The 23,810-nt window shown below is 72.3% G+C and carries 18 protein-coding genes; 6 read left to right on the forward strand and 12 right to left on the reverse strand.

Annotation, left to right across the window (positions count from 1 at the left end):
• Positions 1 to 17: 17 nt before the first annotated feature.
• The 3 genes from OL358_RS05415 to OL358_RS05425 are packed head-to-tail and all read left to right on the forward strand — an operon-like array spanning position 18 to position 4,889.
• Positions 18 to 1,415, forward strand: a complete 1,398-nt coding sequence (locus OL358_RS05415) for an MFS transporter (RefSeq protein ID WP_264708917.1) — start codon at positions 18 to 20, stop codon at positions 1,413 to 1,415.
• A 58-nt stretch (positions 1,416 to 1,473) separates the two neighbouring features.
• Positions 1,474 to 3,261, forward strand: coding sequence for an aldehyde dehydrogenase family protein (locus OL358_RS05420; RefSeq protein ID WP_413631339.1), 1,788 nt, complete (start codon positions 1,474 to 1,476; stop codon positions 3,259 to 3,261).
• The gene (locus OL358_RS05425; protein ID WP_264708918.1) at positions 3,258 to 4,889 is read left to right on the forward strand and encodes a GMC family oxidoreductase; all 1,632 of its coding nucleotides are present in this window, start codon (positions 3,258 to 3,260) and stop codon (positions 4,887 to 4,889) included. Before OL358_RS05420 ends, OL358_RS05425 begins: the two co-directional genes overlap by 4 nt.
• A gap of 68 nt (positions 4,890 to 4,957) precedes the next feature.
• On the opposite strand, the gene OL358_RS05430 is transcribed toward OL358_RS05425, so the two are convergent.
• From OL358_RS05430 to OL358_RS05445, 4 genes are all read right to left on the reverse strand, one after another.
• On the reverse strand, positions 4,958 to 6,697 hold the full coding sequence (locus OL358_RS05430) for a DUF5979 domain-containing protein (RefSeq protein ID WP_264708920.1): 1,740 nt from the start codon (positions 6,695 to 6,697) through the stop codon (positions 4,958 to 4,960).
• 87 nt (positions 6,698 to 6,784) lie between these two features.
• Positions 6,785 to 8,347, reverse strand: coding sequence for a DEAD/DEAH box helicase (locus tag OL358_RS05435; RefSeq protein ID WP_264708921.1), 1,563 nt, complete (start codon positions 8,345 to 8,347; stop codon positions 6,785 to 6,787).
• Positions 8,348 to 8,534: 187 nt separating this feature from the next.
• Positions 8,535 to 9,536 (reverse strand): prolyl aminopeptidase, encoded by a 1,002-nt coding sequence (gene pip, locus OL358_RS05440; protein ID WP_264708922.1) that lies wholly within the window; start codon positions 9,534 to 9,536, stop codon positions 8,535 to 8,537.
• Positions 9,533 to 10,411 carry a neutral zinc metallopeptidase gene (locus tag OL358_RS05445; RefSeq protein WP_264708923.1) on the reverse strand — a complete coding sequence of 293 codons (879 nt, stop codon included), beginning with the start codon at positions 10,409 to 10,411 and terminating at the stop codon, positions 9,533 to 9,535. The genes pip and OL358_RS05445 overlap by 4 nt, the downstream gene beginning before the upstream one ends.
• A 65-nt stretch (positions 10,412 to 10,476) precedes the next feature.
• Here OL358_RS05445 and OL358_RS05450 point away from each other — a divergent pair, with 65 nt between their 5' ends.
• The 3 genes from OL358_RS05450 to OL358_RS05460 all read left to right on the forward strand — a co-directional run bounded on the left by OL358_RS05450 (position 10,477) and on the right by OL358_RS05460 (position 13,829).
• Positions 10,477 to 11,490 carry a malate dehydrogenase gene (locus OL358_RS05450; RefSeq protein WP_264708924.1) on the forward strand — a complete coding sequence of 338 codons (1,014 nt, stop codon included), beginning with the start codon at positions 10,477 to 10,479 and terminating at the stop codon, positions 11,488 to 11,490.
• A gap of 5 nt (positions 11,491 to 11,495) precedes the next feature.
• Positions 11,496 to 13,277, forward strand: a complete 1,782-nt coding sequence (locus tag OL358_RS05455) for a cation:proton antiporter (RefSeq protein WP_264708925.1) — start codon at positions 11,496 to 11,498, stop codon at positions 13,275 to 13,277.
• A 66-nt stretch (positions 13,278 to 13,343) separates the two neighbouring features.
• A complete protein-coding gene (locus OL358_RS05460; RefSeq protein WP_264708926.1) occupies positions 13,344 to 13,829 on the forward strand; it encodes a recombinase family protein in 486 nt (161 codons plus the stop codon).
• A gap of 210 nt (positions 13,830 to 14,039) precedes the next feature.
• Here the strand turns inward: OL358_RS05460 and OL358_RS05465 are convergent, their stop codons facing one another.
• Genes OL358_RS05465 through OL358_RS05500 form a run of 8 tightly spaced genes read right to left on the reverse strand, consistent with a single transcriptional unit; the run spans position 14,040 to position 23,773 of the window.
• Positions 14,040 to 14,768: a hypothetical protein gene (locus tag OL358_RS05465; protein WP_264708927.1), complete on the reverse strand. Its 729-nt coding sequence runs from the start codon at positions 14,766 to 14,768 to the stop codon at positions 14,040 to 14,042.
• On the reverse strand, positions 14,765 to 16,393 hold the full coding sequence (locus tag OL358_RS05470; protein WP_264708928.1) for a serine/threonine-protein kinase: 1,629 nt from the start codon (positions 16,391 to 16,393) through the stop codon (positions 14,765 to 14,767). Before OL358_RS05470 ends, OL358_RS05465 begins: the two co-directional genes overlap by 4 nt.
• Positions 16,390 to 17,781: an FHA domain-containing protein gene (locus tag OL358_RS05475; protein ID WP_264708929.1), complete on the reverse strand. Its 1,392-nt coding sequence runs from the start codon at positions 17,779 to 17,781 to the stop codon at positions 16,390 to 16,392. The genes OL358_RS05470 and OL358_RS05475 overlap by 4 nt, the downstream gene beginning before the upstream one ends.
• Positions 17,781 to 18,620 carry a PP2C family protein-serine/threonine phosphatase gene (locus OL358_RS05480; protein ID WP_264708930.1) on the reverse strand — a complete coding sequence of 280 codons (840 nt, stop codon included), beginning with the start codon at positions 18,618 to 18,620 and terminating at the stop codon, positions 17,781 to 17,783. Before OL358_RS05480 ends, OL358_RS05475 begins: the two co-directional genes overlap by 1 nt.
• Positions 18,617 to 19,153, reverse strand: a complete 537-nt coding sequence (locus OL358_RS05485; RefSeq protein WP_264708931.1) for an FHA domain-containing protein — start codon at positions 19,151 to 19,153, stop codon at positions 18,617 to 18,619. The genes OL358_RS05480 and OL358_RS05485 overlap by 4 nt, the downstream gene beginning before the upstream one ends.
• The gene (locus OL358_RS05490) at positions 19,150 to 21,555 is read right to left on the reverse strand and encodes a transglutaminaseTgpA domain-containing protein (protein ID WP_264708932.1); all 2,406 of its coding nucleotides are present in this window, start codon (positions 21,553 to 21,555) and stop codon (positions 19,150 to 19,152) included. The genes OL358_RS05485 and OL358_RS05490 overlap by 4 nt, the downstream gene beginning before the upstream one ends.
• Positions 21,552 to 22,802, reverse strand: a complete 1,251-nt coding sequence (locus OL358_RS05495; protein WP_264708933.1) for a DUF58 domain-containing protein — start codon at positions 22,800 to 22,802, stop codon at positions 21,552 to 21,554. The genes OL358_RS05490 and OL358_RS05495 overlap by 4 nt, the downstream gene beginning before the upstream one ends.
• Positions 22,802 to 23,773, reverse strand: a complete 972-nt coding sequence (locus OL358_RS05500) for an AAA family ATPase (RefSeq protein ID WP_264708934.1) — start codon at positions 23,771 to 23,773, stop codon at positions 22,802 to 22,804. Before OL358_RS05500 ends, OL358_RS05495 begins: the two co-directional genes overlap by 1 nt.
• Positions 23,774 to 23,810: the final 37 nt, after the last annotated feature.

Consider the following 23,810-nt stretch of genomic DNA (forward strand, 5'->3'; position numbering starts at 1 on the left):
GGCCGTACACTGGCGCGATGAGCAATGAGGCTCCCGGCCTGCCCGAGGCCGCAGCATCCCTCGCCCCTGCCCGGCTCTCCCGCGGCACGATCGCCCGTTACGCCACCGGATCCCTCGGCACGGGCGGATTCGCCACGCTGCCGGGGCTGGTGCTGACCTACTACCTGACGGACTCGCTGGGCGTCGCCGCCCTCGCGGCCGGTCTCGTGATCGTCCTCGCCAAGGTGTGGGACGTCGTGATCGACCCGGTCATCGGCGCCCTGACCGACCGCGACCTCGCGCGCCACGGCACCCGCCGCCGTCTGATGCTCGTCGGCGCGTGCAGCCTGCCCGTGCTCTTCGCCCTCACGTTCGCGGTGCCGCCCGCCGTCGGACCGGCCGTCGCCGCGATCTGGGTCTTCCTCGCGTTCACACTCACTGCGACGGCGTTCAGCCTCTTCCAGGTGCCGTACATCGCGCTCCCCGCCGAGCTCACCCCCGACTACGACGAGCGCACGCGCCTGCTGACCTGGCGGGTGGTCGTGCTGACGCTCGCGATCCTCCTCTTCGGCGCCGGCGGTCCGGCGCTGCGGCGCACGAGCGACGACCCCGTCACCGGCTACCTCGTCATGGGGGTGGTCGCGGGAGTCGTGATCGCGCTCGGGATGCTCGTCGCGACTACCGTCGCGCGGCGCGCCCGCGCAACCGCACGGACCGATTCCCCCGAGGCGACGCCGTCGATCCGCGAGCACTTCAGCGAAGGCATCCGCTCGCTCCGGCGCAGCGCGCCGTTCCGGGCGCTGCTGTCGACGTTCGTGCTCCAGGCCCTCGCGACCGGCCTCATGCTCGCGGGCGCGCAGTACGTCGCGACGTGGGTGCTGCACTCCGAGGCCGCCGTCGAGCTGCTGTTCGTCGCGCTGATCGCCCCCGCCCTGTTCGCGGCGCCCGCGTGGGGCGTCGTCGCCCGCCGCATCGGCAAGGAGCGCGCCTTCGCGATCGCGAGCGTCGTCTTCGGCCTCGCGGCGCTGTCGATCCTCGGGGTGCTGTGGGCGCCCGGCGACTGGATCTACGCGCCGGTCGCCGTCGCGGGCATCGCGTACGCGGGCATGCAGTCGCTGCCGATGGCGATGCTGCCCGACGTCATCTCGCACGACGAGCGCACGAACGGCCCCGGTCGGGCGGGAGCGTTCAGCGGCGTGTGGACGGCGGGCGAGACGGTCGGCTTCGCGCTCGGCGCCACGACGCTGTCTCTCATCCTCGCGGCGACGGGGTACGTCTCATCCACGGCCGGTGAGACGGTGGTGCAGCCGGATGCCGCGATCACCGGCATCGTCGTGAGCTTTAGCCTGGCTCCCGCCGTGCTCATCGCGATCAGCCTGCTCGCCCTGCGCCGGTACCCGCTGCGTCGCGGCGACATCCAGTCGCAGCAGGCATGAGATCGCGTTCCAGCAACGCCGACGTAGACTGAGACCCCCCGCCCGAAGGAGAGCGCTCGTGCCCCAGGCCGCCCCTGCGAAATCGTCCGCCCGCACGTCCGCTCTGCCCGACGAGGAGTCCACGGCCCTCGATGCCGCGATCGCCGAGCTCGAGACCGGCTCCCGCACGTGGTCCCACCTGACGCTCGACCAGCGCGCTCGCCTGATCGGCCGCGTCCGCGCGTCGGTCGCCGTCGTCGCCGAGGAGTGGGCCGACGTCGCCGCATCGTCGAAGGGGCTCGAGCCGGGGCATCCGCTCGCCGGCGAGGAATGGCTCTCGGGACCGTACGCGACGCTCGTCGCCCTCGACGCCTACCGCGATGCGCTCGCGGCGCTGGCCAAGGGCGAGAGCCCGATGAAGAGCGTGAAGACGGATGCCGCGCCCGGCGGCCGCCTCCGCGCGCAGGTGTTCCCGCTGACCGCGATCGACGGCATGCTGCTGTCGGGCTACACCGGCGAGGTGTGGTTCCAGCCCGGCGTGACGGAGGCCGCGGTGCGGCGCGATGCCGGACTCGCCCAGCTCACCCCGACCGAATCCGGCGGAGTCGGCCTGGTGCTGGGCGCGGGGAACGTCACCTCGATCCCGGTGCTCGACGTGATGTACGAGCTGCTCGCCCACAACCGGGTCGCGATCCTCAAGGTCAACCCGACGCAGGACCCCCTGGTGCCCGTCTTCGAGCGGGCGCTCGCGCCGCTCATCGAACCCGGCTTCGTGCGCATCGTGCGCGGCGGCGGCGACGTCGGCGCCTACCTCGCCGAGCACCGCGGCATCGCCCACGTGCACATCACCGGCGCAGCGCCCACCTTCGACGCGATCGTGTGGGGTCCGTCCTCGGGTCCGGGCGCCGCGGCGACGACCCGTCGCCGGCGCGAGGACCGTCCGAGGCTCAAGAAGCCGATCACGGCCGAGCTCGGCGGCGTCTCGCCCATCATCATCGTTCCGGGCGAATGGAGCGACGCCGACCTCGTGTTCCAGGCCGAGCACGTCGCGACGATGCGGCTTTACAACTCCGGGCACAACTGCATCGCGGGCCAGGTCGTGCTGCTCAGCGCCGACTGGCCGCAGCGCGAGGCCTTCCTCGCGGCGCTGCGCACAGCCCTCGACGCGGCGCCCGCCCGGCCGGTCTGGTACCCGCGGAGCGCCGCGAAGCTGGCGGCCGCGGCATCCGATTATCCCGACGCGACGTGGTGCGCAGACGGCACGCGCGCACTCGTCGAGACCGAGCCCGGCGAGGCGGCGACGGCCATCGAGACCACCGAGTACTTCGCCCCGGTTCTCGGTGTCGTGGCGCTGCGCGGCAACGGCCAGGAGTTCCTGGATCGCGCGGTCGCCCACGCGAACGACGAGCTCGTCGGCACCCTCGGCGCGAACGTGCTGATCGACCCGGTGACGCAGGCCGCCCTCGGCGACGGCTTCGAGCGGGCCATGTCCGACCTGCGCTACGGCACGATCTCGATCAACTCCTGGACCGCCTTCGGCTTCCTCACGCCCACGCTGCCGTGGGGCGGGTTCCCCGGCGCCACCCTGCAGGACGTGCAGAGCGGCCTGGGCGTCGTCCACAACGCGCTGCTGCTCGACCACATCGAGCGAGCCGTCACGCGTGGGCCGTTCCGTCCGTTCCCGCGGTCGCTCGCGCCGAGGGCGCTGAACCGCTCGCGCGGCCGGGCGTTCTCGGTGCTGCCGAAGCCCCCGTGGTTCGTCACCTCGCGCACCGGTGCCGCGGTGTCGGAGGGATTCACGCGCTTCCGCATCGACGGGAACTACGCGAAGCTCGCCGGCACGCTCGCGCAGGCGTTCCGGGCATGAGCCCGCGCCGGTCCGCCGAGCTGGTCGCGGACTACATCGTCGTCGGCGCGGGATCCTCCGGGGCGGCGCTGGCCGCACGCCTCAGCGAGGACCCCGCGGTCTCGGTGCTGCTGTTCGAAGCGGGCGGACCCGACTCCGCGCTCGAGCTGCACGTCCCTGCGGCCTTCTCCAAGCTGTTCCGCGGACCCTACGACTGGGGCTACGACACGGTGCCCCAGGAGCGCCTGGAGGGTCGCACCGTGTTCTGGCCGCGGGGCAAGACGCTCGGCGGCTCGTCGTCCCTCAACGCGATGATGTGGGTGCGGGGCTTCGCCGCCGACTACGACGAATGGGCCGAGACAGCGGGTCCGACGTGGTCGTGGCAGGCGCTGCTCCCCCGCTTCCGCCGCGTCGAGCGCACGGAGGGTCCGGCTGACGACGACCACGGCACCGCAGGACCTCAGGCCGTCGAGCACCAGCGCGACCCCCGGCCCCACACAGCGGCATTCCTCGAGGCTGCTCGTGAGGCGGGGCATCCGATCACCCCCGCCAATCTTGCGGAAGGTCAGGGCTTCAGCCAGACGATGGTGTCGCAGCACCGAGGCGCCCGCGCTTCGACGGCTGACGCGTACCTCAAGCCGGCGCGCCGGCGACGCAACCTGCGCGTCGTCACGAACGCGCTCGTGCGCCGCGTGACGTTCGTACCCGGCGACGACCAGCCGCGCGCATCCGGGGTCTACGTCGACATCGCCGGCGTCACCCGCCAGGCGACGGCGCGCCGTGAGGTGATCCTGTCGGGCGGCGCCATCAACACCCCGCAGCTGCTCATGCTCAGCGGCATCGGCCCGGCCGGTCATCTCGCCGAGCACGGCATCGACGTCGTGGTGGACGCGCCCGAGGTCGGCGAGAACCTGCAGGACCACCTCGTCGCGGGTCTCGCCCCCGAAGCGCGCGGCGGCACCCTGTACGGCGCCGAGAGTGTCGCCCAGCTGGGCCGCTACCTCGCTGCGCGCAAGGGCATGCTGACCTCGAACGTCGGCGAGGCGTGCGGGTTCCTGCGCACCGAGGTCGCGGACCGTGCCGGCGTGCCCGGCGTCCTCCCCGACATCGAGATCATCTTCGCGCCCGTCCCATATGTCGGCGAAGGACTCGTGCCGACCCCGGCCGAGGGCATCACGGTCGGCGCGATCCTGCTGCGCCCGAAGAGTCGCGGCACGATCCGTCTCGCGTCGGCCGATCCGGCCGAGAAGGCGGTGATCGATCCCGGCTATCTCACCGATCCGGACGGCCTCGACGAAGCGACGATGCTGGCCGGCCTCGCCGAATGCGAACGACTCATCGCGACCGACGCGCTGCGCGCGCTGACGACCGGCGGCTGGATCCAGCCCGAAGGCGGCGAGAGGATGTCGCCGACGGAGCGCGCCGAGCTCTCGCTCCGCCGCTACTCCCACACGCTCTACCACCCGGTGGGCACCGCGCGTATGGGAACGGATGCGACGTCCCCCGTCGACCCCGAGCTGCGAGTGCGCGGCGTCAGCGGACTGCGCGTGGCCGACGCGTCCGTCATGCCGACCGTGATCCGCGGCCATACGAACGCCCCCACGATCGTCATCGGCGAAGTCGCCGCGGAGCTGATCCGCGCCCGCTGAGCCGCTGCCGCTGATCCGCGCCCGTCGGCCGCGCCCGGGTGCCAGAGTCCCGGGTGCGGCCGGACGGGTCACTCCGCGTTGCGGGCCCGCGTGCGCTGCAGCAGGGAGATCCCCACGACGCCGAGCAGCACGGCCAGCGCCGCGAACGGGGCGACCGGCATGCCGAGACCGGTGTTCGCCAGGGTCGGCTGCCCCTCCGTCTTCACGACGGGCGGGGTGGCGGTGATCGGATTGGTGAGAGTCACCTCGACCTGCGTGTCGCGCCCGATAGTGACCGTGCTGGTCGACAGCCGGGGTGTTCCCCAGACGGCCCCGGTGATGAACTCCGGGGCGACCTCGGCCAGCGTGAGGATCGCACCGACCGGGAGGGGATCCGACTCCACGACGGTTCCGTCCGCGGGGAGGGTGAGCTCGCCGCTGCCCGCGGGGAAGCCCTCGCCGGCCGGGTAGGTGTACGACAGGGTGAACTCCGCGTCGTCGGGAACCAGATCCGCGCCGGTGCCCTCGAGCACCTTGGATGCCGAGAAGACCCCCGTCGCGAGGACGGCCTCGTTCGTCAGCGTCACGGCGGTGACGCCGCTGGCGGAGATGGCGAAATCATTGGCCGAGAAGACCGGTGTCGCCCAGTCCATGCCGGCCGGCTGCGTCGGGGTGAACTCCTCGAGATGGACGATCGAACCCTCAGGGTAGGACGGGCTGGTCCACGTTGAGCCGTCGCCGACGGTGAACGTGCCGCTGCTCACCGCTCCATCGGGCGCCGTCACGGTGAACGACCCCTCGAAGACGAGTCCGGGAACCGGATCGGCCGGCCACAGCACGTCCTTCGTGATGTCGAAGCGACCGACGCGGTCACCGCTGCCGGTGCCGCCGCCGCCCGTGCGCGTCGTCGACCCCGTCACCGTCACGGTGCGCTGCCCCTCGATCGTGATGTCGGCATCGTTGGTGTAGGTGTGTGCCGCCCCGCCGTCGGTGATGCGCGTCGTGTAGATGACGCGGTAGAAGTACCCGGGCTGGCTCTCGAAGGTGACCGTGGCGTTGTCGGCGGAGACCGAGTATTCGCCCGCAGGCTTGTTGCGCCATCCGATCGGCTGCACCTCCCCGACGGGCAGCCGGCCCGTCTGGTCGGTGTGCCGGACGATCGTGCCCGGGAGGATCTCGATGCCCGGGCCGGGCCGATCGACCACCGTGACCGTCTCGCCGCCCACCATGCCGGTCGCCGGCGCCTTGATGCCGACCGTCCAGGTGATGGTGTCGCTGTCGCGGTTGTAGACGCCGCGCTTGTTGTTACTGCTGCCGTTGAAGACGCAGTCCGGGCACGCGGCGGGAGTGACGGTGATCGCGGCGGAGACTCCGTCGAGGTCGTACGTCACCTCGGTCGCCTGGGTGACCGTGGTGGTCACCCTCGCCCAGAAGTCGAACGTGCCGGAGAGGCCGCGGGGGTGCTCCGCCAGGTAGGCGGCATCGAAGTCGCAGACGATCTGCGTCTCGGTGACCGTGCAGTGCCCCATCTCGGTCACCCCGTCGGGCGCCAGCAGGGAGAACGCATCCGCATTCCCCTGGAGTCCTTCCGGCAACGGGACGACGAACCCGGCGGGCGTCTCCGGATCGTCGGGAAGCGACCACGTGCCCTGGAGTTCGGCGAGCGACCCGGATTGCACCGTGGACTGCGCGAACGCCATCGACGTGATAGTCGCCTCCGTCGCGTACGGTGGCGCGGCCTGCGCCGCGCCGGCTCCGGCCACTGCTGCGGCGAAGCCCAGGAGCGCCGCCAATGCCGCGGCGGTCCCGCGGCGTACTAGGGAAGACATGAAGGCCCTTCTACGGGGTGCCTTCTGCACCCCACAGCCTCATAGACGCTCCCGACCCCCCGATGATGACGCCGCGGTGGAAAACCGTCAGCGACCCGTGCGGCGGTTCCCGCCGTTCTGACGCACGACCGAGCCGACCATCAGCTTGCCGGTGCCCCCGGAGGAGGCGCGGCGGCCGGGCGTGCGCGGGTTGCCCTGCGCGGGCTGCGAAGAACGCGAGTGACCGGCGCTCTGGTCTGAGCGCTGGTGGCCGGACTGCGCGCGGTCCGCGCCCTGCGGACGACCGCCCTGGCCGCGACCGCGACCGGAGCCCTCGCCCTGCGAGCGGGACGAAGCATCCGCTCCCCGGCGCTGACCGCCGCGACGCTCGCCGCCGCCGTTCTGCTCGCGCGCGGCGCGCTTGCGCTGCGCGTTGGCACCCTGGCTGCGTCCGCCGCCCTGGACGGGCTGCTGCACCGGCTCGGGCTTGACGTACGGCGCGACCTCGCCGACGAGCGCGGCGACCTGCGCCGACTCGGCGGTCACGGCGACCGGCGCGACCGTGATGGCCGCCTTCCGGAGGAGGTCCTTGACGTCCTTCTCCTGGCCGGGCAGCACGAGCGTCACGACGGCGCCTTCTGCGCCGGCGCGGGCCGTACGGCCGGATCGGTGCAGGTACGCCTTGTGCTCGGTCGGCGGGTCGACGTGGATCACGAGCTCGACGTCGTCGACGTGCACGCCGCGCGCGGCGACATCCGTGGCCACCAGCACCTTGGCGGTGCCGGCCGAGAACGCCGCGAGGTTGCGGTCGCGCTGCGGCTGCGACAGGTTGCCGTGCAGGTCCACCGCCGGGATGCCCTGCGAGGTCAGCTGCCTGGCGAGCTTCTTCGCGTGGTGCTTGGTGCGCATGAACAGGATGCGGCGGCCCATGCCCGAGGCGAGGGCGGTGACGACGTCCTTCTTGGAGTCGGTGTCGGTCATCGTGAAGACGTGGTGCGTCATCGCGGCGACGGGCGAGTGGGCCTCGTCGACGGAGTGGAGCACCTCGTTCTGCAGGAAGCGGTTCACGAGCTTGTCCACGCCGTTGTCGAGCGTCGCGCTGAACAGCAGGCGCTGACCGCCGGACGGCGTCGCGTTGAGGATGCGCGTGACGACCGGCAGGAAGCCGAGGTCGGCCATGTGGTCGGCCTCGTCGATGACGGTGATCTCGATCGCGTCGAGGTGGGCGTAGCCCTGCTTCATGAGGTCTTCGAGGCGGCCGGGGCACGCGACGATGATGTCGACGCCGGCGTTGAGCGCCTGCACCTGGCGGTTCTGGTTCACACCGCCGAAGATCGTGGTGGTCTTCAGGCCGTACGCGCGGGCGAGCGGCGCGAGGACCGCGTCGATCTGCGTCGCGAGCTCGCGCGTCGGGGCGAGCACGAGGCCGAGCGGGCGTCCCTTGCGGCGCGAGCCGCCGGCGAGCGCGCCGCCGAGGCGGGCGATCATCGGGATCGAGAAGGCGAGGGTCTTGCCCGAGCCGGTCTTGCCGCGGCCGAGCACGTCGCGCCCGGCGAGGGTGTCGGGAAGCGTGTCGACCTGGATCGGGAACGCAGTGGTCTTGCCTTCGGCCGCGAGGGCGGCGACGAGGGGCTGGGGCACGCCGAGCGTGCCGAAGGTGACGTCAGTCATGGATCGGATGTCTCCGGGCGCGAGGACGCGCCCTGGTCGGTGGCCGGTGGCGGATCTCGCCCACGGGTCGCCGTACGAAAGTTTTCAGCCGACGGCGTCTGCGCGGGACGGGTGCCCGGGTGACGGCGGCGAGGGAAGCGTTCTACGACGCAAGAAGCGCGAATGCGCTGCAAGTGCTTCCACCCTATCAGTGCGTGTCGTGCGCTTCCTGAACGTCGGTCGCGGCGAAGCGGTCGGTGGCGGCGCGGAGCGCGCGGGCGATCCCGGGTTCGGAGGCCGAGTGCGCGGCATCCGGAACCATCACGAGCTCCGCCTCCGGCCAGGCGCGGTGCAGATCCCATGCGGTCATCGGCGGCGTGCACATGTCGAAGCGGCCCTGGACGATCACGGCGGGGATGCCGCGGATGGCGTCGACGCCGGCGATGAGCTGCCCCTCGTCGAACCAGCCTCCGTGCAGGAAGTAGTGGTTCTCGATCCGGGCGAACGCGGTCGCGGCGGCGGGCTCGGTCATGGTGTCGACGAGTGCGGGGTCGGGCAGGAGCGTGAGGGTGGATGCCTCCCACTGCGACCAGGCCACGCCGGCGGGGGTGTGCACGGCAGGATCGGGATCGAAGAGCCGCCGGTGATACGCCTCGATCAGGCGCGAGCGCTCGAGCACGGGGATCGGCGCGATGAAGTCCTCCCACAGGTCGGGGAACACCGCCGCGGCGCCGCCTTCGTAGAACCACTCCAGCTCGTGACGGCGGAGGGTGAAGATGCCGCGCAGCACGAGCTCGGTGACGGCCTGCGGATGCGCCTGCGCGTACGCGAGCGCGAGCGCGCTCCCCCATGACCCGCCGAACACCTGCCACTGCGCGATGCCGAGGTTGCGGCGCAGGAGCTCGATGTCGGCGACGAGGTGCCACGTCGTGTTGTGGCGCAGGTCGGCTCCCGGCGTGCTCGCGTGGGGGGTCGACCGGCCGCATCCGCGCTGATCGAACAGCACGATGCGGTACCGCTCGGGATCGAAGAAGCGTCGATGCCAGGACGATGTGCCCCCGCCGGGGCCGCCGTGGAGGAACACGACGGGCTTGCCGTCGGGATTGCCGCTCTGCTCCCAGTAGACCCGGTTGCCGTCTCCGACGATCAGCTCTCCGGTCTCGTACGGCTCGATCGGCGGATAGAGGATCTCGTCGAGGTGTTCGTTCATAGGCTTCCCCCCGGAATCCCGAAAGTCTGGCAGGCGCTCACCCCGCTCCGATAGCCGGTCTCGAACCACCGCTGCCGCTGCTCGCTCGACCCGTGGGTCCAGCTGTCCGGATTCACGACGCCGCCCGACTCCTGCTGGATGTGGTCGTCGCCGACGGTCTGCGCGGCGTTGATCGCGTCGGCGATCTGCTGCTGCGTGGGCGCCTCGAGGAAGGGTACCCCGTTCTCGTCGACCTGTTCGGTCATCGCGCCCACCCAGGCGCCGGCGAAGCAGTCGGCCTGCAGCTCGAGGCGCACGCCGTTGCTGTCCGGTCCCGTGCCGTTGCTCGGGTTCTCCTGCATGATGCCGGCGAGGTTCTGGATGTGATGCCCGTACTCGTGAGCGAGGACGTACAGCTGCGCGAGCGGTCCCGCCGTGGCGTCGAACTGCTGCCGCAGCAGCGCGAAGAACGTGGGGTCGACGTAGACGTTCTGCTCCGGCGGGCAGTAGAACGGGCCGGTCTGGTTCGAGGCCGTCCCGCACTGCGTGCCGGTCGAGCCGTCGACGATGATCAGCTGCGGCGCCTGGTAGCCCTGCACCTCGCCTTCCCAGAAGTCGTCGAGGGCGAGGGATGCCGCGGCGAGGCGGCAGTCGTCGCGCGCGTTGGCGTCGGCCCCGGTCTGGCAGTTCTCGATCGCCGTGCCGGAGTCGTCGCCGCCCGCGGGGGCACCGCCGCCTCCGCCGACGAGGCCGGAGATGTCGGTGCCGGTGAACAGCTGGAACAGCAGCACCGCCAGCGCGCCGAGGCCGGCGATCCCGCCTCCGGCGATGGCTGCTCCGCCACCGCGTCGACGCGCCGTGTTCCCCCCGACGCTGGCGTTGTCGTTGAACGTCATGCGCTCACGGTACCCCGGGCCACCATTGCGGGCGAGGAGCCTTGACACGGCAATAGGCTCTGGGCATGACGAGCGAACCCACCACCGTCACGATCACCGGCGCCGGCGGACAGATCGGCTACGCGCTCCTCTTCCGCATCGCGGCCGGCGACATGCTCGGAGCGGACCGGCCCGTGCGCCTGCGCCTGCTCGAGATCCCGCAGGGCATGCGGGCCGCCGAGGGTGCGGCGCTCGAGCTGCAGGACTGCGCGTTCCCGCTGCTGCGCGGGGTGGAACTGGCAGACGACCCGCGGGTCGCGTTCGCGGGTGCGGACATCGCGCTCCTCGTCGGCGCACGGCCCCGTGGTCCCGGAATGGAGCGCGCCGACCTGCTCGCCGCGAACGCCGGCATCTTCGGACCGCAGGGCGCGGCCATCGGCGAGGTCGCGGCGGATGATGTGCGCGTCGTCGTCGTGGGCAACCCGGCGAACACGAACGCACTGATCGCCGCATCCGCCGCGTCGCCCGGCGTTCCCGCCGACCGCTTCACCGCGCTCACGCGCCTCGACCACAACCGCGCCGTCGGTCAGCTCGCCGAGGCCCTCGACGCCCAGCCCGGCGACCTCGCCGGTGTCGTGATCTGGGGCAACCATTCCGCGACGCAGTTCCCGGATGCCGCGCACGCGACGGTCCGCGGCGAGCCGGTGATCGACGCCCTCGCCGCACGCCTGGGCGGCGTCGAGCAGGCGCAGGTCTGGCTCGACGGCGTCTTCATCCCTCGGGTCGCGAAGCGCGGTGCGGAGATCATCGAGGTGCGCGGGTCTTCGTCGGTTGCCTCCGCCGCGAACGCGGCCATCGAGCACGTCCGCGACGAGCAGCTCGGCACGGGCGGGAAGGCGACATCCGCCGCGGTGGTCTCGCGCGGCGAGTACGGCGTTCCCGAGGGCCTCGTGTGCTCGTTCCCCGTGGTGTCGGACGGCGACGGGTACCGCGTCGTCGAAGGGCTCGACCTCGACGACCGCGGACGCGCGCGGTTCGCGGCATCCGTCGCCGAGCTCGTCGCGGAACGCGAGGCGGTCGACGCGCTCGGGGTGCTGTAGCCGTCATGGAGATGCTGGTCCTCGCCATCCTGGGCATTGTCGTGATCGCCCTGGCGACGGCGGTCGCGCCGAAGATCAACATCGCCGGGCCGCTGATCCTGGTGCTGATCGGGATCGGCGTGGGCCTGCTCCCGTTCGTGAGCGTGCCGCAGGTGAACCCCGACTTCATCCTCGTGGGTGTGCTTCCGCCGCTGCTCTACTCGGCCGCCGTCGCCCTGCCCGCGATCGAGTTCCGCCGCGACTTCGGCCCCATCGCGGGGCTGTCCTTCCTGCTCGTGATCATCAGCTCGATCGTGATCGCGGGGTTCCTGATTCTCATGATCCCCGGGCTGAACCCGGCGATCGCCGTCGCGGTGGGCGCGATCCTCAGCCCCACCGACGCCGTGGCCACGTCGATCGTCAAGCGCCTCGGGGTCTCGGGCCGCGTCGTGACGATGCTCGAAGGCGAGAGCCTGCTCAACGACGCCACCGCGCTCGTGCTGCTGCGCACGATGGTCGCCACCGCGGCGATCGCCACCGCCGGATCTGCGACGGAGGATGCCGAGGTCGGCGTGGGGTTCCTGCCGGCGTTCGCGTGGGGCGTGCTGGTCGCCGTCGTCGTCGGTGCGATCGTCGGGTACCTCAATCTGCGGCTGCGCTCGCTCATCGGCCACTCCGCCGCGAACACCGCAATCGGATTCGTGATCCCGTTCGTCGCCTACGTGCCCACGGAGGAGCTGGGCGGCTCGGGCCTGGTCGCCGCGGTCGTCGCCGGAATCGTGACCGGACAGGGTTCCGCGCGCTGGTTCACGCCGGAGCAGCGGATGTCGGACGAGCACAACTGGCGCACGATCGAAGTGATGCTCGAGGGTGCCGTCTTCCTCCTCATGGGACTCGAGCTCAAGGAGATCGTCACGAGCAACATCGAGGAGCACAACGGACTCGGCACGGGCATCGGAGTCGCCGCGGGCGCGCTCGGCATCCTCCTGGTGGTGCGCGCTGCGTACGTGGCCGTGCTCGTGTGGGCGCAGAGCAGGCGGGCGCGCGATCGCCAGCGCAAGCGCCTCGAGCAGATCGGCGAGCGCATCGACCAGATGGCCGCCGGCGACACGATGCCGGAGCGGCGTCGCGGCCGCCGGGGGGGCCGTGGCCGCGAGCTCTCGACCGACGACCCGCGGTCGCAGCGCGTGATCGCGTCGGGGCGCAGCCGTGTCGCCCGCGCGCTGCGCGACCTGAACTACTACCAGGCGTCGCCCCTCGGATGGAAGCACGGCGCGGTGATCGTCTGGGCGGGCATGCGCGGCGTCGTCACCCTCGCCGCCGCCCAGACGCTGCCCTCGAACACGCCCGAGCGCGGCCTCCTCGTCTTCGTCGCGTTCGCCGTCGCGGTCGGCAGCCTCATGCTCCAGGGGTTCACGCTTCCGTGGCTGGTGCGGATGCTGCGCCTGAAGCCGGCCGGCGACAGCCCGCTCGATCGCGCGGAGCAGACCGATCTCGACGAGCGGCTTCGGGAGGCGGCGGCATCCGCTCTGGCCGACCCGGGTCTGCGACGCCGCGACGGCCGCCCGTTCCCCGAGGAGCTGGTGGAGTTCGTGGGAACGAAGCTGCTCGACCCGCCCGACGACGAGACGACGGCCGCAGCCCGCGATGCGCTCGAGCTGCGGCTGGTGCTCATCGAGGCGATGCGCCGGCGGCTCAACGAGCTCTCGTCGGGCGGCGCGTTCAGCACCGCGGCGCTGCGCCACGCGCTGGCCGAGCTCGACGCCGACCAGCTCAGCCTCGAGCTCCGGCTCGACGACGAAGCCTGAGCCGGTCATCCGCGGGTTTCAGCGACTCGTGGCCGTGTGAGAATGGGCTCAGCGAAGGGGCGTGGAATGAGCGGTACGGGCGGGCGTGCGGAGCCGTCGGCGACGGTGCGGGCACCTGACGCCGCATCCGGTCAGACGAGCCCCCTGCACCTGCCGCACGCGGCAGCGGAATGCCCGAAATGCTTCACCGAGCTGCAGCGCGATCGTGACTGGTGGCTGGCGCGCCCCGCCGGTGCCCGGCTCGTCGGGCTGGTCGTCTCTCGTGAAGACATGCCGTCGGTCGTGGAGCAGCGCGGCGACCTGACCCGGTTCGGTGTGCCGATCGATGGGTTCCGGCATCCGGCTCCCGAGACCCTCGAGTCGTGGGAGGAACGCCTGGTGCGCCTGTTCGGCACACTCGGCCGCGGCGATGTGCTCGTGGTGACCAACGTGCACGCCCTCGGTCGCGACATCGACGAGGAGACGCGCACCGTCGCGGAGCTGCACCGCCGCGGCGTCGTGGTGAAGGTGCTCAGCCACGGGGCACGGCACCTCTTCGACGCCGGTCGCTGACCGGATTGAGGCGCCTGCCCGCGTCGATACCTTGTCGATTTCGCATGTGACTTCGCGCTCACATGGCGATACGCCGGACGTGGGCCGGGGCAGGGCGTGGCGGGGCGTGGCGTGGCGGGGCGTGTGAGCACGAACTCACATGCGTTTCTGAGAAGGTGTCGATCCGGCGAGCGGGCCACAACGCGCCGTCGATGGCGCGCGTCGCGTGGTTCAGGCGTCGTCGTCGGCGCTGGACTCGCGCTCGAGGTCGAGCAGGGGCAGGTCCTCGCGAGTGACCAGGCGCGCGGCGATCGCGTGCTCGACCAGTCGCACCCGCCGGTTCGTGGCGTACGAGCGGACTCCGCCGCGCATACCGGGAACGCCGATGCGGTCGAGCTTGTCGCACACGTTGTCGAGCTTGCGGTTGAAGCGTGTGAGCGTCCAGCCCAGACGCTCGGCCGCCTGCGCCGACGTGGGGAGCTCGCTCATCCCGGTGCCCTCGCGCCGCAGCACCGGCTCGGCCAGTGCCAGGATCATGACCCGCTGGGACTGCGTGAGCGGCACGTCGCCGATCGTGCTGAGACCGTCGTCGTCACCGAAGGACTGCGTCTCGCGGAACGCCGGCTCGGCCACGTGAATGGTCAGCTCGTACGTCGTCGGTCCAGCGCTGAAGATCACCGCCGTGGCCGCGAAGACGAGGGGGAGGCGTGCGCCGGGGGCGAGCCACGCCTGGACGCGTCCGCCGGTGTCGGTCACCGTGGCCGACAGGCGGCTGCCGACATTGGAGAGCAGCCACAGACCGCCGACGTTCTCGATCGTGAGGAAGTGGCGGTGCAGGAACAGGTTGTCGTCGATCGCGAGATCGCCCTCGCGTCCCACCGTGAACATCGACCCCGGTTCGACGGTGAACGCCTCCCCCGCGAATTCGACGGTGAGCTCGTCGGTCACGCTGGCGGTCACGGCGTGCACCCCCTCACAGGATCGGACGACTGGCCGTTCTGTCTCACGAGCAGCACCTCGACGCACGTCGTCCCCGACGCGTCGGCAGGCACCGTGACCTCGGTCTCGGTGATCGGCTCGAACTCCGGCTCCTCATCGGAACGCGTGACGACGCCGACGAGGTAACGGTCGCCCTCCTGCGGATCGGGGTTCGTCCACGTGAACCGCACGCCCCCGGTGACAGCGGCGCCGGCCAGATCCTCGGGCTCCGGAACGACGGCCGACACCGGGTCCTTCGGGTCCGACGAGGCGGCGGGGGTCGGTACCGCGTTCGCACCGCCGAGGATGCCCGGCAGCGACACCCCGACGATGATCGCGACGACCACGACGAGAGCGGCGGCACCGAGGCCGATCCACAGACCGGTGCGACCGCGCTTCGGACTCGACACCTCCGACGCCGGCGCTGCCGCCGGGGCCGCGGGCTCCGCGGAGAGGGATGCCGGGGCACGAGCGATCGTCCGGTCGCCGGCGGCCGGCACCTCGACGGGGCCGCGCACCCGCGTCTCCGCCGCCGCTGCGGGCGGCACGGATCCGCGCAGCACCGTGTGGTCCTCGGCGGGCTCGTAGACGGGGGGAGTCGCGGGCGGTCGAGCGGCGGTCACGGCCGAGGGGCGCGTCGCCCCGGCGGCGGGGGTCGTCTGGGGGTCGATGCTCACCACGCCGCGCACGCGGGTGAGGCCCTCGTCCTCGTCCTCCACGACATCCTCGGCCACGCCGTCGTCGAGGATGTCGATCGGGGTCACCGAGTGCGACAGCTCGATCTGCACCTTTTGCAGGGCACGCGCGAAGGCGATCGCCGACTCGTACCGGTCGCTCGAGGTCCTCGCCAGCGCACGCTCGAGCACGCGCTCGAGGGATGCCGGAGCATCCGGCCTCTCCAGCGGCGGGAGCGCCGCCGTCTCGATCCGCTGGATCAGATCGGCCGCGCTGTTGCGCTGACCCGGGAGCTCGAACGGCGACCGGCCCGCGAGGAGCGTGTAAACCGTCGCGCCCAGTGCGTACACGTCGGAGCGGGGATCCGAGCGCGGCACGTCGGCGAACGACTCGGGCGGCGACCACGGGATCGACAGACCCGCGGACTCCGCCGCAGCGCTCGTCGTCGACGCGATGCCGAAGTCGGTCAGCGCCGGCCGGTTGTACTCGGTCACGAGGATGTTGGCCGGCTTGATGTCGCGGTGCAGCACGCCGGCGCGGTGCGCGGTCTCCACGGCCGCCGCGACCTGCACGCCGACACGCAGGGACTCCGCCACCGAGAACGGCTCGCGGCGATAGCGCACCTGCAGGTTGGGCTTGGGGCAGTACTCCATCACGAGGTACGGGCGTCCGTCGCGCGCCACCCCGGCCTGGTAGATCGTGACGATGGCCGGGTGCGTCGACAGCATCGCCATGACGTTGGCCTCGGCCGTGAACTCGGCGACGGAACCGCTCGACATGCGCTCGGTGAGCAGCACCTTCACCGCGACCCGGCGCTTGGGCAGCGCCTGCTCGTAGAGGAACACGTCGGCGAACCCGCCGGATCCGAGCACGTCGACGTACGTGAAGCCCGGCAGGTCCGGCGGGGCCATCGGCGTGCGTCTGGTGCTCACGACAGCTCCTCGATCGCGACCGTGATGCCGTCGCCGAGGTCGATCACGTCGCCGGGGACGACGACCGTGCCCTCCCCGGGATGCAGACGCACCGGGTCCACGCCGGGTCGCAGCAGCGTCGTGCCGTTCGTCGTGTTGAGATCCGTCGCCAGGATGCTGTCGCCCTCGACGCGCAGCTCGACATGGCTGCGCGAGATGTCCTGCAGCGGGCTGTCGACCGCGACCAGGTGCGGCAGGTCGGTGCCCGACACCCGCGTCGAGCGCGGGCGGCGGCCGATCACGACCGTGCGGTCGAGCAGCAGCACCTGCCCCGTCGAGACGCGGACGCGCCCCGGAGCCGGCGGGCGCGGGGGTGCGAGCGGCGGCGGCGCGGAGTCCCCGGTGCGCATCGCCCGAGCCTCGGCGACCGACACGGTCTCGCCGTCGTGGTCCCCGAGGGGAACGGCCGCAGGCGTCGGGCGCGCGACCGTCGCGTCGACGCCGTCTTCCGCGTCGAGCAGGCCGGCGGCGTCCTCGGATGCCCCGGGCCCGGCCTCCCGCTCGTGAGAGGGGATCAGCGTCGACTCGGCCGGAAGCAGCGTGTCCGCCACGGACAGCACCGCCGCGGAGTCGATCAGGCCGGGGGTCGCGACCGGCGCCGCAGCCGGCGCGGGAACGACGGCCGGCGGGACGACGGCGACCCTGGCGGGAGGAGCGGATGCCGCGACCCCTCGCGCCGGCGTGGGCGTGGCATCGGAGGGCTCGGCCTCGGGCTCGGGGTCGACCTCGGGAGCGACCTCGGGCTCGGGCACGGCCTCAGGCTCGGCCTCAGGCTGGGCGTCGGGCTCTGGCTCGGGCTCAGGTTCGGCAGGTTCGGCGGGCGCGGGCTCGGCCGCCGGCGCGGCGCTCGCCGCGGGCCGGGGCTTCGCGGGCGCCGCGGGCGCCGCGGGCGCAACGGGCGCAACGGCGCTCGCTCCCGACGGAGCCCAGGCGAGGGCGTCGGCGAGCACGACGCCGTCGCCCACGGGCAGCTCTGCGGGCGCGGCATCCGGCACTCCGACGAGCTCGACTCGGCTGACGTCGGCGATCACGCGCTCGGTCCAGGTGGTCACGCCCTCGCCTGAGATCCGTTCGGAGGTCCCGGCCGTCACCTCCAGCGCGAACGACCCGCGCACCGCGAGGCGCACGGCGTCGCGCTCCGCAAGGACGACCGCGAACGGCGGCACCGCGGAGAGCGACGTGCCGTAGGCGCCGGTGAGCGCCTCGAGCACGCCGCCGAGTCCGCGGCCGTCGGCGAGGAGTGCGTGGATGCGCGCGGCGAGCGCGGGGGACGTGTCGCCGGCCAGCACCGCGAAGCCGTGCGGAGTCACGGCGACCGGGTGCGCACCCGGCGAATAGTGGACCGACATCAGAACCCCCCTGCGGCGACGGCACGGGGCAGCGTGTCGCCGTCGATCTCGTCGGCGAACGACATCGACGGAGCCGTGTCATCGCCCGGGTGGTTCGCGCGTGAGCTCACCGTCGTCGCGTCCACCACCAGAGCCGTGATGTTATCGCGTCCGCCGCGCAGCATCGCCTCGTGCACGAGGCGGGTCGCGGCGGATTGAGGGTCGCTCTCGGCCAGGAGGATCGCGCGGATCGTGTCGTCGTCGAGCTCGCTCGAGAGCCCGTCGGAGCACACCAGGATGCGGTCGCCGGCCTCGGCGGGAATCAGCCAGTAATCGGCGTCTCCGTCGCTCCCGGCGCCGATCGCCCGGGTGATCACGTTGCGCCGGTTGTCGCGCGCCGCGGCGACCGGGTCGAGCTGGCCCGCATCGATCAGCTCCTGGACGACGGAGTGATCGACGCTCACCTGCTCGAGCTCGCCATCGTTCAGACGGTAGGTGCGCGAGTCGCCCAGGTTGATCGCGAGCCAGTAGCCCTCGCCGTGGACGTCGGCGATCACGACGCCCGTGAGCGTCGTACCGGCCCCCGCACCGGTGCCCTCGCCCAGCGGGAGCGCCTCCACGCGACGACGCGCGGTCGCGAGCGCGCCGCGCACGTCGTCGATCCCGAGGCTCGGCCGGCCGGCGAAGGCGGAGAACTCCTCGATGACCGTGGCGCTGGCGACCTCGCCCGCGTGATGGCCGCCCATGCCGTCCGCGACCAGGAACAGGGGCGGCTCCGCGATGTGCGAGTCCTCGTTGATGCGGCGCCGCAGACCCGGGTCCGTCGCCGCCCCGTACACCACCGTCATGGGCGAGGTCATGACCGGATCCCCACGACAGCCGTGCGATCGCCCAGCTCGAGCCGGTCGCCGGCGCGCAGCATCGTGGGCAGTCCGGCGACGAGCGGATGCCGTCCGCCGTCGCGCACGAGGACGGTTCCGTTGGTCGAGGAGCGGTCGGCGATCCATGCGCCGGTGGCGTCACCGCCGATCTCGAAGTGGGTCTTCGACAGCGAGAGCGTCTCGTCGCGCACGGGCACGCTCGAGGTGCCGGACTCGGCCGCGGGGTTGCGCCCGTAGAGGGTGCGGCCGTAGACGGCCATGCGCGATCCGTCGTCCCACGTGAGCACCGCCAGCATCGGCGGGAGGGTGCGGGTGACGTCCATCCGCGAGTCGGCGTGCCGAGCGAGCGCGGACGACGGGTGCGCGGGCCGCCAGGCGGTCGTCCGTGCGCTCTCGACGAGCGGGGGGAAGGGCACACGAGCGGATGCCGCGGCCTCGGTCGGGCGGGCCGTCGAACCGACGCGCCGAGTGACGGCGACGACGACGGTCAGCAAGAGCGTTCGGGCGCTCATTCGGTCTCCTGGGGGCGAGGGTCGGACTCGGGCGCCTCGGTGCGCGACGAGCGAGCGGAGCGGGATGCGCGCGGCGGGCGCGGCTCACGGGGAGGGCGCGGCTCACGGGGCGTGCGGTCCGGCAGGGCGAATCGCGTGCCCACGAGCAGGGAGCGCACGTTCAGCCGCGCCGCGAGGCGAGCCCATACGGAGCGGCCGTCACCCATGCCGCCGACGATCTCGTCGACCTGGCGCCAGAACTCCGTCACGTCGTCGGCCGTCGGCTCGGTCGGACCGAACACCTCGAAGTCGGCCCTGTCGGCCAGGGTCGCGACCCGGGGCTCGGCGAACGCCGTGCCGACGACGCCGGCGTCCTCGCGCCGGGTGCCGCCGGGCCGAACCGGCGTGCCGTAGTCGGTGGCCCGGTCGATCAGCTCGTTCCATCCGCCGCTGATGCGATCCGCCGCACGCTCGGCGTCGCGCCGCTTGCGGCGGCGGGACGCCTTGAGCGCGCCGATCACGATGAAGGGTGCGGCGAGCAGTGCGAGCAGACCCGCGACACCGACGACGATCACGACGATGAGTCCCAGGAGTGCGGCATCGAAGCCGCTCTCGTCCTCGGACTCGCGGTCGTCGGGCACCGTCGGCGGAAGATCGACCGGCTCCTGCGGCGGCGGAGGAGGCTGGAGCACCTGCGGCTTCGGGTCGGCTCTCGGCTTCGTGGTCTGGTCGTTGGGGACCTTGTCGTCGGGCGGAGTCGGATCGAAGGTCACCCAGCCGTGCTCCGCGAAGGCCACCTCGACCCACGCGTGCAGCGTGTCGCCCGTCGCGGTGAACACGCCCTGGCCCGCCAGGTCCTCGTCGGGGTAGAACCCCATCACGACGCGGGCGGGGATGCCGAGCTCGCGGGCGAGCAGCGCCATCGCCGTCGCGTACTGCTCGTCGTCGCCGACCATCTGGTCGCTGCCCAGCAGCGTCGAGATGCGCTCGGCGCCGTGACCGGCCCGCGAGAGGACCTCGCCCTCGAGTCCGTGGCTGAAGAATCCGCCCTCCGCGAGCATCGTCTGCAGCGCGCGCACCTGCTCGACCGGCGTGGTCGCCTCGGCGACGGCCTGCGATGCGATCTCGACGAGGTCCTGCGGCACTCCGGCCTGGTCGGGCAGCGAGACGGGTGCGAAGTCGTCGTCGGCGAGCGCGTCATCGCTCGGAGAGGCGGGGATGACGGTCTCGAGCGTGTACGCGTCGCCCGCGCCCAGGCGCTGGGTCACGACGGCCGTCTCGGTGCCCTCGTTGTAGTACGCGGAACGCCGCAGGTCTTCGGCGCGATCCCCGTCGAAGGCGATGCTGCGGACGGCGCCGACCTCCGGCATCCACACCCCCTCCAGCGCACCGACCTCGACCCGCACGGTCGCGGGCGTGCCCTCCGCCTCGGCCGACATGTTTCCCCGCACCGGCCCGAACGCGCTCGAGGTTCCCGCACCGGCATCCGACACGTTGTAGACGGTGCCGTCGTAGGCGTCCATCGTCGCGAGGCGCACGCGCGCCTCCTTCGGCAGGCCCGTGGCGGTGAACAGCGGCTCGTCGGGGAAGTCGCGCACATACGCGCGGAAGGACTGGAGCGGGCTGGGGTACTCGCGCACGTCGAACGGCGGGATGACGACGTCGCGCAGCACGTACCGCGGGCTCTGCGGAGCGGCGAACGCGCTCGCGCCGACGCCGATCAGCGTGGCGACGACGACCACGGCGCCCCCCAGCAGGATCCGGCGCATCGCGATGCCGCGTGCCGGAGTCTCGTCCGCGCCGAGCGCGATCGCCCCGGTGCCGTGCTCCCAGCTCTGCCGCACTGCCAGCCAGACGGCGGCGACCAGCGCGAACACGACGCCCTGCACGACCGGCACCGCCGGCTGCGACGTGCCGAGGGCGATCTGCACGGCGAGGAACGCCGCTGCCGGGATCAGCGCCCATGCCGGCGTGCGCAGCCGCAGCGCGAGCGAGGTCGTCAGCACACCGGCGACGAGGGCGAGCGCGAACGGCACGAGGAGGTGACCGTCGGATGCCGCCACCGGCGCCACGGTGGTGAGCAGCTGCTTCCACGACGTGACGATCCCCGTCGCCAGCCTGGCGAGCGTGTCGAGGGTGGGAACGAATCCGAGGACGGTCGTGTGCGGCAGCGCGAGAGCACCGCCGAAGAGGAAGTAGGTCAGCACCGTGAGGCCGGCGAGCGGGAGGATGCCCCAGCGCAGCCACGTGCAGAGGGCGGCGAGCCCCATGCCGAGCAGAGCGCCGCCGACGGCCGCGGCGAGATAGACCGGGCCGCCGAAGGTCGGCCAGAAGCCCACGATGGGAACGGCGAGTAGCGCGGCCACGGCGCCGAGGTCGAGGATCCAGCGCCGCGTGGACAGGGCGGCGGTCGCGCCGCTCATGCGAGCACCTTCCGCAGCGCTGCCGGGAGCTGCTCGAGCGATGCCACCGTCACCACGTCGGCGTCGGCGATGCGGCGAAGCGTGGGGGCGTCCGCGGACGAGTCGGCGACGACCGCGAGGGTGCGGGCTCCGAACGGCAGACGCGCGCACGCCGCGCGGAGGCTGTTGGCCTCGACACCGCTTCCGCAGACCAGCACGACCACGCTCGCCAGCGGCAGCGTTGCGGCGATGACGCCCGCGAGGTCGACGACGCCGCCCGCGCGCGGACGCGAGTGCACGATGCCGCTCAGCGAGTCGAGGAACTGCTTTCCGGTCCCCGAGGGGAGCGAGCGCTCCTGCACGCGCACCTCGACGCGCTGCGAGTCGCGCAGTGCGCGCAGGCCGAGCGATCCCGCAGCCGAGACCGCCAGCTCGAACTCGTCATCGTCGCGGTACTCGCCCGGATGCGTCGACAGCCCGATCACGAAGTGCGAGCGACGGGTCTCCTCGTACTGACGCACCATGACGCTGCCCGTGCGGGCGGTCGACTTCCAGTGCACGTGACGCAGGTCGTCGCCGGGCTGATACTCGCGCAGGGCGTGGAACGAGACGTCGTCACGCGACAGATCGGTCGCCGGCAGACCCTCGAGGTCGCGGAGGAAGCCGAGCGACTGGCCGTCGAACAGCACGGTGCGCGGATGCACGAACAGGTCGACCGGCTCGTCCTTGCGGTGCACTCTCTCGAAAAGGCCCAGGGGATCGCCGCGCACGACGCTCACCGGTCCGACCGCGACGACGGCACGGCGCGTCGTCGGGATCGCGAAGAGCTCCTCCGCGGCTGCGCCCGGAGCGAGGCGGGACACCTGGAACTCGCCGCGCCCCGCACCGACGGGCAGCACGACGCGGGAGGGCAGGATGGCGCGCCCGCCCGAGTTCGAGAGGGTGAGCGCGCCGACCGCACGCTCGCCCACCACCACGCGCGTGCGCGTCAGGTCGAGCGTCACGTCGTACGCCGTGCGGCCGATCAGGAACAGCGCGCACAGCGCGAGCAGCACCGTGAGGATGATCGCCGCGACCGTGAGCTCCCACCAGCCGAGCGAGGCACCCGCGATCCACAGCACAGCGGCGCCGGCGATGAGCACCCAGGCAGCGGGGCGGACGACGGCCAGCACGGCGCGCAGGCGTCGCCAGACGCGCGCGGCGAGCTCGCCCCACCATTCCCGGCGGTCCCCCGCGGGAACCGCCTGTCCGAGTGCTTCCGTCGTCATCAGGCGGCGGACCTCGCCTGCGGAGCGGGGACGTCCTCGAGCACGCGCGCGATCACGGTGTCGGCCGTCGTACCGGCGAACTCGGCCTCGGGGTCGAGCACGAGGCGGTGCGTCCACACGGGGGCCGCGAGCGTCTTGATGTCGTCGGGCGTGACGAAGTGGCGCCCCTGGGCTGCGGCCCACACCTTCGCGATGCGGATCATGGCGAGCGAACCGCGCACCGACACGCCGAGGCGGGTGGCGGCATCCGCTCTGGTCGCCTCGGAGAGCTGAGCCGTGTACCGGAGCACCGCGGCCTCGGTGTGGACGGTGGCGGCGAGGTCCGCCATGTCGGCGACGGCGCCGGTCGTGATGATCGCCGAGAGGCTCGCCGACGGGTTGCGGTCCGCGGCACCGGCGAGGATGCGCTCCGCCGCGGCGAGATCGGGATAGCCGATCGACGTGCGCACCAGGAAGCGGTCGAGCTGCGCCTCGGGCAGCTTGTACGTGCCCGCCTGCTCGATCGGGTTCTGCGTCGCGATCACGAGGAACGGGCGGCCCGCCTCGTGGGTCACGCCGTCGACGGTGACGCGCGACTCCTCCATGACCTCGAGGAGTGCCGACTGCGTCTTCGGCGAGGCGCGGTTGATCTCGTCGGCGAGCACGATCGAGGCGAAGACCGGTCCCTTGTGGAACTCGAACCGGTGCGACGTCTGGTCGTAGATCGTCACGCCGGTCACGTCGGAGGGCAGCAGGTCGGGCGTGAACTGGATGCGGCTGCTCGTGCCCTGCACGGTGGCGGCGAGCGCCTTCGCGAGGCTCGTCTTGCCGGTTCCCGGAGCGTCCTCGAGCAGTACATGACCCTCGGCGAGCATCGCCGACAGCACCAGGCCCACCACCTCGCGTTTGCCGAGCAGCGCACGGTCGACGTTGTCGACGAGGCGCGTGAAGGTCCCCTGGAACCAGGCGGCCTGTTCGGGGGTCATCGTCATCGTGGTGTCTTCCTTCTCTCGGCGGCGCGCTCGCGCG

The sequence above is a fragment of the Microbacterium sp. SSM24 genome, assembly GCF_025989145.1.
Taxonomy (GTDB): domain Bacteria; phylum Actinomycetota; class Actinomycetes; order Actinomycetales; family Microbacteriaceae; genus Microbacterium.

Coding starts and splice junctions, on each gene's coding strand:
- OL358_RS05415 (WP_264708917.1), top strand. CDS start 18: ATGAGCAATGAGGCTCCCGGCCTGCCCGAGGCCGCAGCATCCCTCGCC.
- OL358_RS05425 (WP_264708918.1), top strand. CDS start 3,258: ATGAGCCCGCGCCGGTCCGCCGAGCTGGTCGCGGACTACATCGTCGTC.
- OL358_RS05430 (WP_264708920.1), bottom strand. CDS start 6,697: ATGTCTTCCCTAGTACGCCGCGGGACCGCCGCGGCATTGGCGGCGCTC.
- OL358_RS05435 (WP_264708921.1), bottom strand. CDS start 8,347: ATGACTGACGTCACCTTCGGCACGCTCGGCGTGCCCCAGCCCCTCGTC.
- pip (WP_264708922.1), bottom strand. CDS start 9,536: ATGAACGAACACCTCGACGAGATCCTCTATCCGCCGATCGAGCCGTAC.
- OL358_RS05445 (WP_264708923.1), bottom strand. CDS start 10,411: ATGACGTTCAACGACAACGCCAGCGTCGGGGGGAACACGGCGCGTCGA.
- OL358_RS05450 (WP_264708924.1), top strand. CDS start 10,477: ATGACGAGCGAACCCACCACCGTCACGATCACCGGCGCCGGCGGACAG.
- OL358_RS05455 (WP_264708925.1), top strand. CDS start 11,496: ATGGAGATGCTGGTCCTCGCCATCCTGGGCATTGTCGTGATCGCCCTG.
- OL358_RS05460 (WP_264708926.1), top strand. CDS start 13,344: ATGAGCGGTACGGGCGGGCGTGCGGAGCCGTCGGCGACGGTGCGGGCA.
- OL358_RS05475 (WP_264708929.1), bottom strand. CDS start 17,781: ATGTCGGTCCACTATTCGCCGGGTGCGCACCCGGTCGCCGTGACTCCG.
- OL358_RS05480 (WP_264708930.1), bottom strand. CDS start 18,620: ATGACCTCGCCCATGACGGTGGTGTACGGGGCGGCGACGGACCCGGGT.
- OL358_RS05485 (WP_264708931.1), bottom strand. CDS start 19,153: ATGAGCGCCCGAACGCTCTTGCTGACCGTCGTCGTCGCCGTCACTCGG.
- OL358_RS05490 (WP_264708932.1), bottom strand. CDS start 21,555: ATGAGCGGCGCGACCGCCGCCCTGTCCACGCGGCGCTGGATCCTCGAC.
- OL358_RS05495 (WP_264708933.1), bottom strand. CDS start 22,802: ATGACGACGGAAGCACTCGGACAGGCGGTTCCCGCGGGGGACCGCCGG.
- OL358_RS05500 (WP_264708934.1), bottom strand. CDS start 23,773: ATGACGATGACCCCCGAACAGGCCGCCTGGTTCCAGGGGACCTTCACG.